Origin of the sequence: Frateuria sp. (assembly GCF_035944355.1) — a bacterium.
GTDB lineage: Bacteria > Pseudomonadota > Gammaproteobacteria > Xanthomonadales > Rhodanobacteraceae > Frateuria_A.
This window is the reverse complement of the sequence record NZ_DASZBH010000004.1, coordinates 280,675-293,111: the sequence shown is the minus strand read 5'-3', so window position 1 is coordinate 293,111 and position 12,437 is coordinate 280,675. Positions and strand designations below refer to the sequence as shown.

At 70.6% G+C, this 12,437-nt stretch carries 15 protein-coding genes and 1 riboswitch; of the genes, 1 reads left to right on the top strand and 14 read right to left on the bottom strand.

Annotated elements, in window-relative coordinates; all coding sequences use genetic code 11:
• Positions 1-5: 5 nt before the first annotated feature.
• From VGU03_RS02455 to thiL, 4 genes are all read right to left on the bottom strand, one after another.
• On the bottom strand, positions 6-239 hold the full coding sequence (locus VGU03_RS02455; RefSeq protein WP_327478333.1) for a hypothetical protein: 234 nt from the start codon (positions 237-239) through the stop codon (positions 6-8).
• 91 nt (positions 240-330) lie between these two features.
• Positions 331-1,305, bottom strand: a complete 975-nt coding sequence (locus tag VGU03_RS02450) for an aldo/keto reductase (RefSeq protein WP_327478331.1) — start codon at positions 1,303-1,305, stop codon at positions 331-333.
• Positions 1,306-1,383: 78 nt separating this feature from the next.
• The gene (locus VGU03_RS02445) at positions 1,384-1,887 is read right to left on the bottom strand and encodes a phosphatidylglycerophosphatase A (protein ID WP_327478329.1); all 504 of its coding nucleotides are present in this window, start codon (positions 1,885-1,887) and stop codon (positions 1,384-1,386) included.
• Between the two features lie 83 nt (positions 1,888-1,970).
• Positions 1,971-2,930: a thiamine-phosphate kinase gene (thiL, locus tag VGU03_RS02440; protein ID WP_327478327.1), complete on the bottom strand. Its 960-nt coding sequence runs from the start codon at positions 2,928-2,930 to the stop codon at positions 1,971-1,973.
• 133 nt (positions 2,931-3,063) lie between these two features.
• On the opposite strand from thiL, the gene VGU03_RS02435 reads away from it, so the two are divergent.
• Positions 3,064-3,555, top strand: coding sequence for a nuclear transport factor 2 family protein (locus VGU03_RS02435; protein ID WP_327478326.1), 492 nt, complete (start codon positions 3,064-3,066; stop codon positions 3,553-3,555).
• Positions 3,556-3,606: 51 nt separating this feature from the next.
• Here VGU03_RS02435 and nusB read toward each other — a convergent pair whose 3' ends face one another.
• From nusB to VGU03_RS02385, 10 genes are all read right to left on the bottom strand, one after another.
• Positions 3,607-4,056 (bottom strand): transcription antitermination factor NusB, encoded by a 450-nt coding sequence (gene nusB, locus VGU03_RS02430; protein WP_327478324.1) that lies wholly within the window; start codon positions 4,054-4,056, stop codon positions 3,607-3,609.
• Positions 4,056-4,517, bottom strand: a complete 462-nt coding sequence (ribE, locus tag VGU03_RS02425; protein ID WP_327478322.1) for a 6,7-dimethyl-8-ribityllumazine synthase — start codon at positions 4,515-4,517, stop codon at positions 4,056-4,058. Before ribE ends, nusB begins: the two co-directional genes overlap by 1 nt.
• Positions 4,518-4,597: 80 nt before the next feature.
• A complete protein-coding gene (ldcA, locus tag VGU03_RS02420) occupies positions 4,598-5,530 on the bottom strand; it encodes a muramoyltetrapeptide carboxypeptidase (RefSeq protein WP_327478321.1) in 933 nt (310 codons plus the stop codon).
• A gap of 157 nt (positions 5,531-5,687) precedes the next feature.
• Complete coding sequence (gene ribBA / locus VGU03_RS02415; RefSeq protein WP_327478320.1) at positions 5,688-6,779, bottom strand: bifunctional 3,4-dihydroxy-2-butanone-4-phosphate synthase/GTP cyclohydrolase II; 1,092 nt, start codon at positions 6,777-6,779, stop codon at positions 5,688-5,690.
• A gap of 141 nt (positions 6,780-6,920) precedes the next feature.
• Positions 6,921-7,562, bottom strand: a complete 642-nt coding sequence (locus VGU03_RS02410; RefSeq protein ID WP_327478319.1) for a riboflavin synthase — start codon at positions 7,560-7,562, stop codon at positions 6,921-6,923.
• Between the two features lie 129 nt (positions 7,563-7,691).
• A riboswitch (FMN riboswitch) is annotated at positions 7,692-7,860 on the bottom strand.
• Positions 7,861-7,944: 84 nt separating this feature from the next.
• Entirely contained in the window at positions 7,945-9,048 is a 1,104-nt protein-coding gene (gene ribD, locus VGU03_RS02405; protein ID WP_327478318.1) for a bifunctional diaminohydroxyphosphoribosylaminopyrimidine deaminase/5-amino-6-(5-phosphoribosylamino)uracil reductase RibD, read from the bottom strand.
• 264 nt (positions 9,049-9,312) lie between these two features.
• Positions 9,313-9,840, bottom strand: a complete 528-nt coding sequence (nrdR, locus tag VGU03_RS02400) for a transcriptional regulator NrdR (RefSeq protein WP_327478317.1) — start codon at positions 9,838-9,840, stop codon at positions 9,313-9,315.
• A complete protein-coding gene (locus tag VGU03_RS02395; RefSeq protein WP_327478316.1) occupies positions 9,840-10,262 on the bottom strand; it encodes a four helix bundle protein in 423 nt (140 codons plus the stop codon). The genes nrdR and VGU03_RS02395 overlap by 1 nt, the downstream gene beginning before the upstream one ends.
• A gap of 30 nt (positions 10,263-10,292) precedes the next feature.
• On the bottom strand, positions 10,293-11,561 hold the full coding sequence (gene glyA, locus VGU03_RS02390) for a serine hydroxymethyltransferase (protein ID WP_327478315.1): 1,269 nt from the start codon (positions 11,559-11,561) through the stop codon (positions 10,293-10,295).
• The gene (locus VGU03_RS02385; protein WP_327478314.1) at positions 11,521-12,393 is read right to left on the bottom strand and encodes a DUF817 domain-containing protein; all 873 of its coding nucleotides are present in this window, start codon (positions 12,391-12,393) and stop codon (positions 11,521-11,523) included. Before VGU03_RS02385 ends, glyA begins: the two co-directional genes overlap by 41 nt.
• Positions 12,394-12,437 lie beyond the last annotated feature (44 nt).

Genomic DNA, 12,437 nt, shown 5'->3' with positions numbered 1-12,437 from the left:
GCGCCTCAGGCGCCTGCGCCCGCGTAGGCCGCCAGCGCCTCGAACAGGTAGTCGTAGACCGGCCGCACGCGACGGTTCGCGCGCTGGTCCTCGTGCATCACCTGCCCGGTGTCCAGATCCAGCCCGAACGCCTCGGGCGACACCGGCACCCATTGGCGCTCGCGGCGGGCGGGCGCGCGCTGGCATGGCCGATCGCTCACGCGGTCCACGCCAGCGACCGCTATGCGCGCGAGCTGCATGAACGGCCACCGGCGAGGTGGCGTTCGAGCGCCACTGCGCATCGCAGACGGCGACGACCTGATTCGCCGCCGTGGCATCCGGCCGCCCGCTTCAGCCGGCCTCGACCACCTGTCCGATCCGCTGCGCCACCGCCGCATCCAGCCGCGGCAGCAGGTCCAGCGCGTCCAGGTTCTGCTCCAGCTGCTCGCGCTTGCTGGCGCCCAGCATCACCGTAGAAACGTTCGGATTGAGCAGGCACCAGGCGATCGCCAGCTGCGCCAGGCCGACGCCCAGCTCGGCGGCGATCGGCTGCAGCGCGCGCACCTTGCCGAGGCGTTCGTCGCCGTGGCCCAGCACGCCCTCGCGCAGCCATTCATAACCGGGCTGGGCCAGCCGCGAATCGGCCGGCACGCCCTCGTTGTACTTGCCGGTCAGCAGGCCGGACGCCAGCGGCGACCAGATCGTGGTGCCCATGCCGTAGGCCTCGTACAGCGGCGCGTACTCCACCTCCACCCGCTCGCGGTGCAGCAGGTTGTACTGCGGCTGCTCCATCGCCGGGGCGTACAAATGGTTTTCGCGGGCGATCCGATGCGCCTCGTGGATCGCCTCGGCCGGCCATTCGCTGGTGCCCCAGTAGAGCACTTTGCCCTGGCGGATCAGCGTGTCCATCGCCGCCACGGTTTCCTCGATCGGCGTGTCCGGGTCGGGCCGGTGGCAGAAGTAGAGGTCCAGGTGGTCGACCTGGAGCCGCTCCAGCGCCTGGTGGCAGGCCTCGATGACGTGCTTGCGCGAAAGTCCCCGCTGGGTGGGCTTGGGATCCTGCACGGCGCCGAAGAACACCTTGCTCGACACGCAATAACTGTCGCGCGGGAAGCGCAGGTCGGCCAGCACGTCGCCCATCACCCGCTCGGCCTCGCCCTGGTTGTAGGTCTCGGCGTTGTCGAAGAAGTTGACGCCCCGGTCGTAGGCCAGCGCCAGCAGCTCGCGCGCCTGCGAGCGTCCCACCTGCCGGCCGAAGGTCACCCATGCGCCGAAGGACAGCGCGGACAGTTGCAGGCCGGTGCGGCCTAGGCGGCGGTAAAGCATGGGATTCTCCTTGAGGGACCGGGCGACGAATCCTCCAAGGATACGCAGCCCGCTTCAAGGCGCGGCGAAATCCGGGCGCTACAGCCAGCTCGCCGCCAGCGCGAGCGCCACGGCGGCATAGACCCCCGCCACCACGTCGTCGACCATCACGCCCAGGCCGCCCTTGAGATGGCCGTCCAGCCAGCCGATCGGCCAGGGCTTCCACACGTCGAACAGGCGGAACAGGCCGAAGCCGAGGGCGACCGCCCACCAGGGTGCGGGCGCCCATAGCAGCGGCAGCAACGCGAGCCATTGGCCGACGAATTCGTCCCAGACCAGGCTGCGGTGGTCGTCCACGGCCAGCGCGCGGCCCGCCACGTCGCAAGCCCACACGCCCAGGGCGAAGGCCAGCGCCAGCGCGAGCGCGTAGAGCGGCAGCGGCAGCTGGCGCAGCAGCAGCCACGGCAGGATCGCCGCCAGCGAGCCGAAGCTGCCCTGGGCGACCGGCGCGAGCCCCGAGCCCAGCCCGCAGGCGATCCAGCCGGCCGGGGTGGCGAGCAGTTGCCGGCGCTGCGCCGCGGTGAGTTTCTTCCTGTCGACCATCGTTGTCCGTGTGAAGGTGCCGGCGCGCCGCGCGTGGAGGCCGCACACGCTAGCGCGAGCGGCCATGCTTGCCCAGTGTGGCCTCAGCCGGGGAAGTGGTCCCAACCCCGCCGGTGCGGCACCGGCCCGATGCCGGCCAGGCTCACGCCCTGCTCCTCGACCACGCGGCCGATGCGCGTGGCGCGGCAGCCGTGGTCGGCCAGGGCCGCCTGCACCGCGGCGATGCGCGCGGGCGGCACGGTAAAGCACAACTCGTAGTCGTCGCCGCCGGACAGCGCGAACTCGCGCGCGTCGGCCTCGCCGAACACCGCGCACAGCGCCGCGGACAAGGGCAGCGCGCCGCAGTCGACCTCCACGCCCACGCCGCTGGCCGCGCACAGGTGGCCGAGGTCGGCGAGCAGGCCGTCGGAAACGTCGATGCAGGCATGCGCCAGCCCGCGCAGCGCCAGGCCCGCGCGCACGCGCGGGACGGGGCGATCCAGCCGGGCGCGCAAGCTGCGGTGGGCGTCGTCCGCCGGATCGAACGGCCGCTCCCCTTGCACCAGCCGCAGCCCTCCGGCGGCGTCGCCGAGCGTGCCGGTGACGAACACGGCATCGCCCACGCACGCGCCGGCACGGGTCAACGCCTGCCCCTGCGGCACGAAGCCATGCACGGCGACGCTGAGGCAGAACGGGCCGCGCGTGGTGTCGCCGCCGACCAGCGCCACGCCGTGTTCCCGCGCCAGCTGCGCGAAGCCCTCGGCCAGGCCATCCACGCGCGCCGGGTCGGCGTGCGGCAAGGTCAACGCAAGCAGCGCCCACGCCGGCGCGGCGCCCATCGCCGCCAGGTCCGAGAGATTCACCGCCAGCGCCTTCCAGCCGATGTCCGCCGGCGCGGTGCCGACCGGAAAATGCACGCCCTCGACCAGGGTGTCGATCGCCACCGCCAGTTCCTGCCCGGGCGGCACGACCAGCAAGGCCGCGTCGTCGCCGATGCCCAGCCGAACGTCCTCGCGCGCCTGCGCGGTGCGTTCGCGGATGCGGTCGATCAGGCGGAATTCCATGGCGCGCCTCGCAAGGAAGCATGCAAGCAGAGCATCCGTGCCCCCCCGAAGGCAAGCCGCGTGCATGCCGAACGGCACGCCGCACCCCAGCCGGGCGCTGGCAAAATCGGCGCCAATCCACCGGGAGAAGCCCATGTGCCACGTCCTGTCATGCCCCATCCGCACCTTCCCTGCCTTGCACCGGCTGTGCCTGTCCTTGCTGGCGGGCGCTGCGCTGGCCATCGGCGCCGCGCCGGCCACGGCGGCGGACATGGCCGGCGATGCCGCCGTGCTCGCGCCCGTGCATGGCTTCTTCGACGGCATGGCCCGCTACGACCAGGCAGCCATGCGCGCCCAGGTCCTGCCGGAAGGCACCGCCACGCTGATGCGCCACGGCAAGCCCGTGCAGCTCACGCTCGGCGCGTTCGTCGACCACGTAAAGCCCGGCAAGGAGCGCATCGAGGAGCGCATCGGCAAGCCGCAGGTGCTCATCGACCACGAGCTAGCCGTGGTGTGGGCGCCCTACACCTTCCTGCTGGACGGCAAGCCGCACCATTGCGGCACCGACGTGTTCAACCTGGTGCAGGTCGATGGGCAATGGCGCATCGCCACCATCGCGGACAACAGCCGCGACTGCGGCGCGTAGCGATAACCCACCCTGGTGACCTCCCCTGCTGCGCGGGGGAAGCAACGGGGTTCAGCGCGCGCCCTTCTCGGCCGCGCGCACCTGCGCGGCGAGCTTGTCCAGCACGCCGTTGACGTAGCTGTGGCCGTGCTCGGCGCCGAAGCGCTTGGTGACCTCGATCGCCTCGTTGAGGATCACGCGATAGGGCACGTCCAGGCGGTACTTGAGCTCATAGGCGGCCAGGCGCAGCGCGGCGCGCTCGATCGGATCGATCTGCGCCACTTCACGGTCGACGTAGGGCTTGAGCGCGGTGTCCAGTTCGTCGACGTGCTGCTCCACGCCGTGCAGCAGGTCCTCGAAGTACTCCAGGTCCGCCACCTCCATGTCCTGCTCGTGGCGGAACTGGTCGATCACGGCCTTCATGTGGCTGCCGGAGATCTGCCAGGCGTACAGCGCCTGCAGCGCACGGCGGCGGGCGCGCGAGCGGGCGGCCAGGTCGATGCCTTGCGGTGCCGGGCTCATCACAGCTTCCCGTACAGGTTGGCCATCTCCAGCGCGGCCAGCGCGGCGTCGGCGCCCTTGTTGCCGGCCTTGGTGCCTGCCCGCTCGATCGCCTGCTCGATGCTGTCGGTGGTGAGCACGCCGAAGGCCACCGGCACGCCGGAACCGTAGGCTGCCTGCGCCAGGCCCTTGGCGCACTCGCCGGCGACGTAGTCGAAATGCGGGGTGGCGCCGCGGATCACCGCGCCCAGCGCGATCACCGCCGCGTAGCTGCCGGAGTTGGCGAGCTTGTGCGCGGCCAGCGCGATTTCCCAGGCGCCGGGTACGCGGACCAGGTCGATCGCCTCGTCCCTGACGCCGTGGCGCACCAGCGCGTCGCGTGCGCCGGCCACCAGCGGCTCGACGACGAAGCCGTTGAAGCGGCCGGCGACGATGGCGAAGCGGCCCGTGGGCGTGGCGAAGTCGCCTTCGATGATGTTCATGGACGATCCTTGGGATGAGCGGGAGCCCTTCGCGGGCCGGGTATTTTACGGATTTGCGCCGCGGGCTGCCGACGCGGCCCCTAGGCGCGCGGCGGCGCGGAAAGGTGCGGGTAGCCGGTGCACGCCAGGCGCGCCTCGCCGCCGCCCACCCGCAACCGCGCCTGCGCGCCGAACGGCAGCGTGAGCTGGCGCGCGGCGTGGCCGTGCGGCAGGCCGTGGATCAGCGGGATGCCGGCGACCTGCGCCAGCTGCGCGAACGCCGCCTCGAGGTCGTAGCCGTTGTCGCGCGGCCCCGGGCGGCACTCGTGGAAATCGCCCAGCACCAGCGCCCGCTGCCGGCCGAGCACGCCGGACAGGTGCAATTGGTAGAACAGCCGCTCGATGCGGAACGGCGGCTCGCCCAGGTCCTCGACGAACAGGATGCCGCCCTCGATGCGCGGGAAATACGGCGTGCCCAGCAGGCTGCACAGCACCGCCAGGTTGCCGCCCCACAGCGTGCCCTGCACGTCCACCTCCGCCTGGCCCGCGCCGGACCAGGCGGCTTCGCAGGCATCGGCGGCGAGGGTCTTCCAGAAGTGCTCCCAGGTGAACAGCGGCGCGGGCTCGGCGCCGAGGTCCGCCAGCAGCGGACCGGCGAAGCTGCGCACGCCGCTTCGCGCGTAGAGCGCGAGCTGCAGCGCGGTGAAATCGCTGTGGCCGACCAGCGCGAGACCGGAGCCGGCCAGACGTTCGCCCAGGGCGCCGTAGTCGAGCTGGCCGAGGATGCGCGCGGCGCCGTAGCCGCCGCGGGTGACCAGGGCGATGTCCGGCAAGGCGTCGAGCGTGGCGAGCGCGTTGATGTCGCCGGCGCGCTCGTCATCGCTGCCGGCGAAGCGCGACTGCGCGCGCTCCAGCACCTCCAGCCCCTCGACGGTGCAACCGGCTTCGCGCAGGCGCGCCACGCCACGCGCCATGACGGCGGGATCGTGGGCGTAGCCGGAGGGGGCGATCAGGCGGATGCGGGCGTGGGGCATGGGCGTGGAGGCGGTGGGATGCGGGTGATCCTAAGGCATGCGGGGCTTCGGGCGGCCCTTCGACTTCGGCGCTTCGGGCCTACGCTCAGGGCGAACGGTCCAGAGAAGCCGCTCGCCTTGAGCGTGGGCCACAGGCCGGAGCCGAAGGGCCGCAGGCTCACACGTGCTCGACCACTTCCAGGTCGAAGCCGGCCAGGCCGACCAGCTTGCGCGGCGTGCCCAGCACGCGCAGCTTGTGCACGCCAAGGTCGGTGAGGATCTGCGCGCCCAGGCCGAGCTGGCGCCATTCCTGCTGCTGCGCGTCCTCGGGCGCGAGCGTCGCCGGCTGGCGCTTGAGCCGCGCCAGCAACGCCTCGGGGGTGTCCTCGCCCGAGAGCACCAGCAGCACACCGCGGCCTTCGTCGGCGATGCGGCGAAGCGCGCCGGTGACGGTCAGGCCCAGGTCGTCGCGGGTCAGGTGCAGCACGTCCGACAGTGTGTTGCGCACGTGCACGCGGGTGAGCACCGGCGCGCCGTCGTCGACCTTGCCGCGGATGAGCGCGTAGTGCAGGCCCTGGCGGATGGCATCGCGCCAGGCGACCAGGCGGAATGGGCCGAACTCGGTCTGCACGTCCTCCTCGTGCACGCGCTCGATGGTCTTCTCCGTTTCCAGGCGATAGCGGATCAGGTCGGCGATGGTGCCGATCTTCAGGCCGTGCCTGGCGGCGAAGACTTCCAGTTCCGGGCGGCGCGCCATCGAGCCGTCCTCGTGCAGGATCTCGATCAGCACGGCGGCGGGCTCCAGCCCCGCCAGCGCGGCCAGGTCGCAGCCGGCCTCGGTGTGGCCGGCGCGGGTGAGCACGCCGCCGGGCTGCGCGGTGAGCGGGAACACGTGGCCGGGCTGGGAGAGATCCTGCGGCTTCGCGTCGGACTTGACCGCCACCTGGATCGTGCGCGCGCGGTCGTGCGCCGAGATGCCGGTGGTGACGCCCTCGGCCGCCTCGATCGAGACGGTGAAGTTGGTGTGGTAGGGCGAAGTGTTGTCGCTGACCATGGGCTTCAGGCCCAGCTGGCGGGTGCGCTGCTCGGTGAGGGTCAGGCACAGCAGGCCGCGCGCCTCGCGCACCATGAAGTTGACGTCCTCCGGCCGCACCATCTGCGCGGCCATCACGATGTCGCCCTCGTTCTCGCGGTCTTCGTCGTCGAGGATCACGACCATGCGGCCGGCACGGAGGTCTTCGAGGATCTCGGGGATGGTGTTGAAGGGCATGGAAGGATTCCGGTGGTTCGCTGCTTGCCTGGCGTCTTTCCTGCGAAAGCGGGAATGACGCCGAGGCGGATGGCGCGGATGGTTGGGTGTGAGCGGGTCGACGGGCCGACGAGCAGTCGGGCATCGCACGGCCCGCTTCGGTCAGGCGAAGCCGTGCTGCTTGAGGAAGGCCTCGTCCAGCCGCGGCGCCTGGCCGCTGCCGATCAGCCGCTCGACGTAGCGCGCGATCACGTCCACTTCGATGTTCACCGCGTCCCCGGCGCGTTTGGCGTGGAAGGCCGTGTGTTCGACCGTGTGCGGGATCAGGTTCACGCCGAAGCGCGCGCCGGCCACCTCGTTGACGGTGAGGCTGGTGCCGTCGATGCAGATCGAGCCCTTGGCGGCGATGTAGCGGGCGAGGTTCGCCGGCACCTCGAAGGTCCAGCGCTGCGAGCGCGCGTCGGGCGTCACCGAGACCACCTTGCCCACGCCGTCGACGTGGCCGGACACCAGGTGCCCGCCCAGGCGGTCGGCCAGGCGCAGGGCCTTCTCCAGGTTGACCGGATCGCCGGCCTTGAGCTGCCCCAGCGTGGTCAGCGAGAGCGTCTCGTTGGAGACGTCGGCGGCGAAGCCGTGTGCCTCCAGGCCGATCGCGGTCAGGCACACGCCCGACACGGCGATGGAGTCGCCCAGCTGCACGTCGGCCACGTCGAGGCCGGCGGTATCGACGTGCAGGCGCACGTCACCGCCACGGGGTTCGAGCCGCGCGATGCGGCCCACCGTCTGAATGATGCCGGTGAACATCAGCGCGCCTCCCGGCGGAGAGCCGCGCACATGTGGAAATCAACGTTGGTCATGAAACGTTCTCCGCGGGAAAGCGAGCGAGAACGCCCCAAGGCATGAGGCCGACGCGCGGCACGGGGCCACGCATCCGACCGTCTTCTTTCATCCGGACTGTGAGGATGCCGTTTCGCATCCAACCGTCGGCTCCGGCTTCGGACCGGATCTGCTGACCTTCCGCGGGAAGCGGAAGCGCTCGCGGGCTCGTTCCTTGAAGGAACCTACCGCCGGTGGGGAATTTCGCCCCGCCCTGAAGACGTCGTGTGCCGGCAAGCCGGCCGGCGAAGTCTAGCACCGCCCCGGCGCCCCCAGGCGGGAACGCTGCGTTCCGCGGCACGCCCCCGTGCTACGGAATCGGCCGAAGCCGCAGGCGCATGTCCTCGCCGACGACCCGCCGGTCCACCGTCTGCAGGCGCCAGCGCTCGGCCATACGGGCCAGCGGCGGCAGGGCCAGCAGCGGGCGGGCGGTGTCGCCCAGCAGCACGGGGGCGACATAGAGCAGCAGCTCGTCGGCCAGCCCTGCGGCCAGCAACGCGCCACACAGCGTGGGGCCGGCTTCGACGTGCACTTCGTTGACCTCGCGGCGCGCCAGTTCGGCCAGCGCGGCATGCAGATCCAGGCGCCCCTCCTGTCCGGGCAACGCTAGGCGATCCACGTTCGACAGATGGGCCGGCACGGTCGCGCCGGCCGCGTGAATCAGCACGGTGGGCGCCTGCGCATCGAGCACCTGGCTGCCGGCCGGCGTGCGGAGCCGGCCGTCGAGGATCACGCGCAACGGCGGCACCGGGGCGCCCGCCGCCGCGTCGAAAGCGTCCATGCGCACGGTGAGGCGCGGGTCGTCGGCCAGCACGGTGCCGCTGCCCGTAAGGATGGCGGAACTGCGCGCGCGCCAGCGCTGGACATCGGCGCGCGCCGCCTCGCCGGTGATCCACTGCGATTCGCCATCGGCCAGGGCGGTACGGCCATCGAGGCTCATGGCCAGCTTGAGCCGCACGAAAGGCCGCCCGCGCTCGATGCGGCTGAAGAAGCCGACGTTCAACTCGCGCGCCTGTTCGCGCATCAGGCCGGCTTCGACCGCGATGCCGGCCGCGCGCAGCTTCTCGATGCCCTTGCCGGCCACCTGCGCAAACGGATCCTCGGTGGCGATCACCACCCGCGCCACGCCGGCAGCAACCAGCGCATCGGCGCACGGCGGCGTACGGCCGAAATGCGCGCAGGGCTCCAGCGTCACGTAGGCGGTGGCGCCGCGCGCGGCCTCGCCGGCCTCGCGCAGGGCGAAGACCTCCGCATGCGGCCCACCCGCGCGCCGGTGCCAGCCGGCGCCCACCACCTGCTCGCCGTGCGCGACCACGCAGCCCACGCGGGGGTTCGGCTGGGTAGTGAAGAGCCCGCGCTCGGCCAGGCGCAGCGCGTGCGCCATGTGGAGATGGTCGAGGGCGGTGAAGGTCATGCGGGTCAGGCTCCCTTCTACGGAAACGCGTCGAGTCTCGGCAAACGAACCTGGCTCGGCAAGCTTCGGACGTCATTCCGCGAACGCAGGAATCCATCCGGCTCCGCAAGCCAAGGCCAAAGTGGGTTCCCGCGTTCGCTGGAACGACGCTCGATGGAGGCCGTCGAAGCGTTCAGGAGGCTACCGGCAGCTCTGAACTTTCGTGCGCCTGGGCGAGATTCGCCTCTTGCTCCACCTCTCCCTGTCGACGGAGGGAGAGGGCGCTCAGCTCTTGCGGCCGCGGCGTGACTCGCCACCTTCGCCACCGAGCAGCGACAGCTGCAGCTTGTCCAGTTCGGGCAGGTCGCGCTCCAGCTTCTCGATCTCCTCGCGGAACGCCTGCACGTCCTCGAACTTGCGGTAGACCGAGGCGAAGCGCACATAGGCCACCTGGTCGAGCTTCTTCAGCTCGCGCATCACCAGTTCGCCGACCTGGCGCGAGGGCACCTCGCGCTCGCCGCTGCGGCGCAGGTCGTTGACGATCTCGCGCACCGCGTTGTCGACGTCCTGGCTGGCCACCGGCCGCTTCTGCAGCGCGCGCTCGAAGCTGGTGCGCAGCTTGCGTTCGTCGAACGCCTCGCGCCGCTCGCCGCTCTTGACGATCGCCGGCAGCTTCAGTTCCGCCGTTTCGAACGTGTTGAAGCGCTCGCCGCACTGCGGGCACTCGCGACGACGGCGCACGGTAGCGCCGTCCTCGGTCAGCCGCGAGTCGATCACGCGGGTGTCTTCGTGCTGGCAGAAGGGGCAGTGCATCAGCGGGCGGGGAACGGGGAACGGGGAACGGGGAACGTGGGGGTCGGCGCGAGCTTTTTCGATAGGGCGCTTCTGAGCGCCTGCAGCTGACGCGCGATGGCGTGCAGATGGGTCAGGGTAGTGGCAAGCGCGCCCTCGGACACATAGCCGAAGCGTGTCGCAAGAAGCAGCTGGGTCTCGATTTCTGCTAGCGAACCTGCCGACATGGACAGAAACCTCAGATAGTCGCGGGTGGAACTGCGAGCGTTGCCTTCAGCGATGCACGACGGTACCGAAACGGCAGCCCGCCGCAACTGCAGGGCAATTCCGAACCTCTCCTCGGCCGGAAAGACTGCCGTCAACTGCTGGACCCGCGTCGCCATGTCCATGGCCTCCTGCCAGACCCGCAACTGCCGAAAATCGGAAACCACCGGAACCTCCATGTTCCCCGTTCCCCGTTCCCTGTTCCCCGCTCAGCCGTACACCGGGAACTTCTTGCACTGCGCTTCGACCTTCGCGCGCACCTTGGCGATCACCGCCTCGTCGCCCGGCGCATCGAGCACGTCGCACAGCCAGTTGGCCAGTTCCACGCAGTCGGCTTCCTTGTAGCCGCGGGTGGTGACAGCCGGCGTGCCCACGCGCAGGCCGGAGGTGACGAAGGGCTTCTGCGGGTCGTTCGGCACGGCGTTCTTGTTGACCGTGATGTGCGCCTTGCCCAGCGCCGCCTCCGCGTCCTTGCCGGTGACGCCCTTGCCGATCATGTCGACCAGCATCAGGTGGTTCTCGGTGCCGCCGGAGACGATCTTGTAGCCGCGCTCGGTGATGGTCTTGGCCATCGCCTTGGCGTTCTTGACGACCTGTTGCTGGTAAGCCTTGAAGTCCGGCTCCAGCGCCTCCTTGAAGGCCACCGCCTTGGCGGCGATCACGTGCATCAGCGGGCCGCCCTGGATGCCCGGGAAGACGATCGACTGCAGCTTCTTCTCGATCTCCTCGCCGGCCTCGCCCATCGCCTCGCGGCTGGCGACGATAATGCCGCCGCGCGGGCCGCGCAGGGTCTTGTGGGTGGTCGAGGTGACCACGTGCGCGTGCGGCAGCGGGCTCGGGTAGACGCCGGCGGCGACCAGGCCGGCCACGTGCGCCATATCGACGAAGAAGATCGCGCCAACCGAGTCGGCGATCTGGCGCATGCGCTTCCAGTCGACCACCTGCGAGTAGGCCGAGAAGCCGCCCACCAGCATCCTGGGTTTGTGCTCGCTGGCCAGGCGCTGGACCTCGTCGTAGTCGATCAGGCCCTGCTCGTTCACGCCGTACTGCACGGCGTTGAACAGCTTGCCGGAGATGTTGACCTTGGCGCCGTGGGTGAGGTGGCCGCCGTGGGCGAGCGACATGCCCAGGATGGTGTCGCCCGGGTTGAGCAAGGCCAGGTACACCGCCTGGTTGGCCTGCGAGCCCGAGTGCGGCTGCACGTTGGCATAGCTGGCGCCGAACAGCTCTTTGACGCGGTCGATGGCCAGGCGCTCGGCCACGTCCACGTACTCGCAGCCGCCGTAGTAGCGCTTGCCCGGATAGCCCTCGGCGTACTTGTTGGTCAGCACCGAGCCCTGCGCCTCCATCACGCGCGGGCTGGCGTAGTTCTCCGAGGCGATCAGCTCGACGTGGTCCTCCTGGCGGCGCGCCTCGTCGGCGATGGCCTTGGCCAGCTCAGGGTCGAAACCTTCGATCGTGCAATCCTTCGGGAACATGCGTCGCCTCGGTGGGTGGCAAGTGGGTGGAAGCCGGAAAGTGTAGCCCTGCCGGGGGTTTGCGGCCACTGCCTGCGCCGCGCCGGTGCAACGCCCACACCATCACGTAGCTGATCACCATCAGCAGCAGCCACGAGCCGAGCTTGCCCGGCGGCACCATCGACCAGCCATGGCGCTGCGCCGGGTAGAGCCAGGCATGGCTGAAGGTGCCCAGGTTCTCGGCCAGCCAGATGAACAGCGCCACCAGCACGAAGCCGAGCAGCAGCGGCATGCGCCGATGCACGCGGCGGACGCGGTAATGCACCCAGCTGCGACGGAACAGCCAGGCCAGCACGGCGAACAGCAGCCACCGCGCGTCAGGGAGGAAATGGTGGCCGAAGAAGTTGAGATAGATCGCCAGCGCCAGCACCGCCGCCGGAGCGAAGCGCGGATGGCCGCTGAAACGGAACCCGAACAGCCGCCAGGCGCGGGCGATGTAGCTGCCCACCGAGGCGTACATGAAGCCGGTGAACAACGGCACGCCGCCCAGGCGCAGCAGCGAGGGCTCCGGATAGATCCACGAGCCCATCGCGGTCTTGAACAGCTCCATCAGCGTGCCGACCAGGTGGAACAGCGCGATCACCCGCGCTTCGTCCGGGCTTTCCAGCCGGCTCGCCAGCAGCGCCAACTGGATGCCGAACGCCGCCAGGGTGAGGAAGTCGTAACGCGCCAGCGGCGCGTGGGCCGGATACCAGCGCCAGGTCGCCAGCAACAGCGCCACCATCAACCCGCCGAACAGGCAGGCCGAGGCCTGCTTCAGCCCGAAACAGAGGAACTCGTAGGCGAAGGCCATCCACCGCCCGCGACGCGACGCCCGCCGCGCCGCCCACCGGTCCA

Coding starts and splice junctions, on each gene's coding strand:
- ribD (WP_327478318.1), bottom strand. CDS start 9,048: ATGACCTTCACCGCCCTCGACCATCTCCACATGGCGCACGCGCTGCGC.
- VGU03_RS02385 (WP_327478314.1), bottom strand. CDS start 12,393: ATGGCCTTCGCCTACGAGTTCCTCTGTTTCGGGCTGAAGCAGGCCTCG.
- VGU03_RS02450 (WP_327478331.1), bottom strand. CDS start 1,305: ATGCTTTACCGCCGCCTAGGCCGCACCGGCCTGCAACTGTCCGCGCTG.
- ribE (WP_327478322.1), bottom strand. CDS start 4,517: ATGAACATCATCGAAGGCGACTTCGCCACGCCCACGGGCCGCTTCGCC.
- VGU03_RS02435 (WP_327478326.1), top strand. CDS start 3,064: ATGTGCCACGTCCTGTCATGCCCCATCCGCACCTTCCCTGCCTTGCAC.
- VGU03_RS02395 (WP_327478316.1), bottom strand. CDS start 10,262: ATGGAGGTTCCGGTGGTTTCCGATTTTCGGCAGTTGCGGGTCTGGCAG.
- ldcA (WP_327478321.1), bottom strand. CDS start 5,530: ATGCCCCACGCCCGCATCCGCCTGATCGCCCCCTCCGGCTACGCCCAC.
- VGU03_RS02455 (WP_327478333.1), bottom strand. CDS start 239: ATGCAGCTCGCGCGCATAGCGGTCGCTGGCGTGGACCGCGTGAGCGAT.
- nrdR (WP_327478317.1), bottom strand. CDS start 9,840: ATGCACTGCCCCTTCTGCCAGCACGAAGACACCCGCGTGATCGACTCG.
- glyA (WP_327478315.1), bottom strand. CDS start 11,561: ATGTTCCCGAAGGATTGCACGATCGAAGGTTTCGACCCTGAGCTGGCC.
- VGU03_RS02445 (WP_327478329.1), bottom strand. CDS start 1,887: ATGGTCGACAGGAAGAAACTCACCGCGGCGCAGCGCCGGCAACTGCTC.
- VGU03_RS02410 (WP_327478319.1), bottom strand. CDS start 7,562: ATGTTCACCGGCATCATTCAGACGGTGGGCCGCATCGCGCGGCTCGAA.
- thiL (WP_327478327.1), bottom strand. CDS start 2,930: ATGGAATTCCGCCTGATCGACCGCATCCGCGAACGCACCGCGCAGGCG.
- nusB (WP_327478324.1), bottom strand. CDS start 4,056: ATGAGCCCGGCACCGCAAGGCATCGACCTGGCCGCCCGCTCGCGCGCC.
- ribBA (WP_327478320.1), bottom strand. CDS start 6,779: ATGCCCTTCAACACCATCCCCGAGATCCTCGAAGACCTCCGTGCCGGC.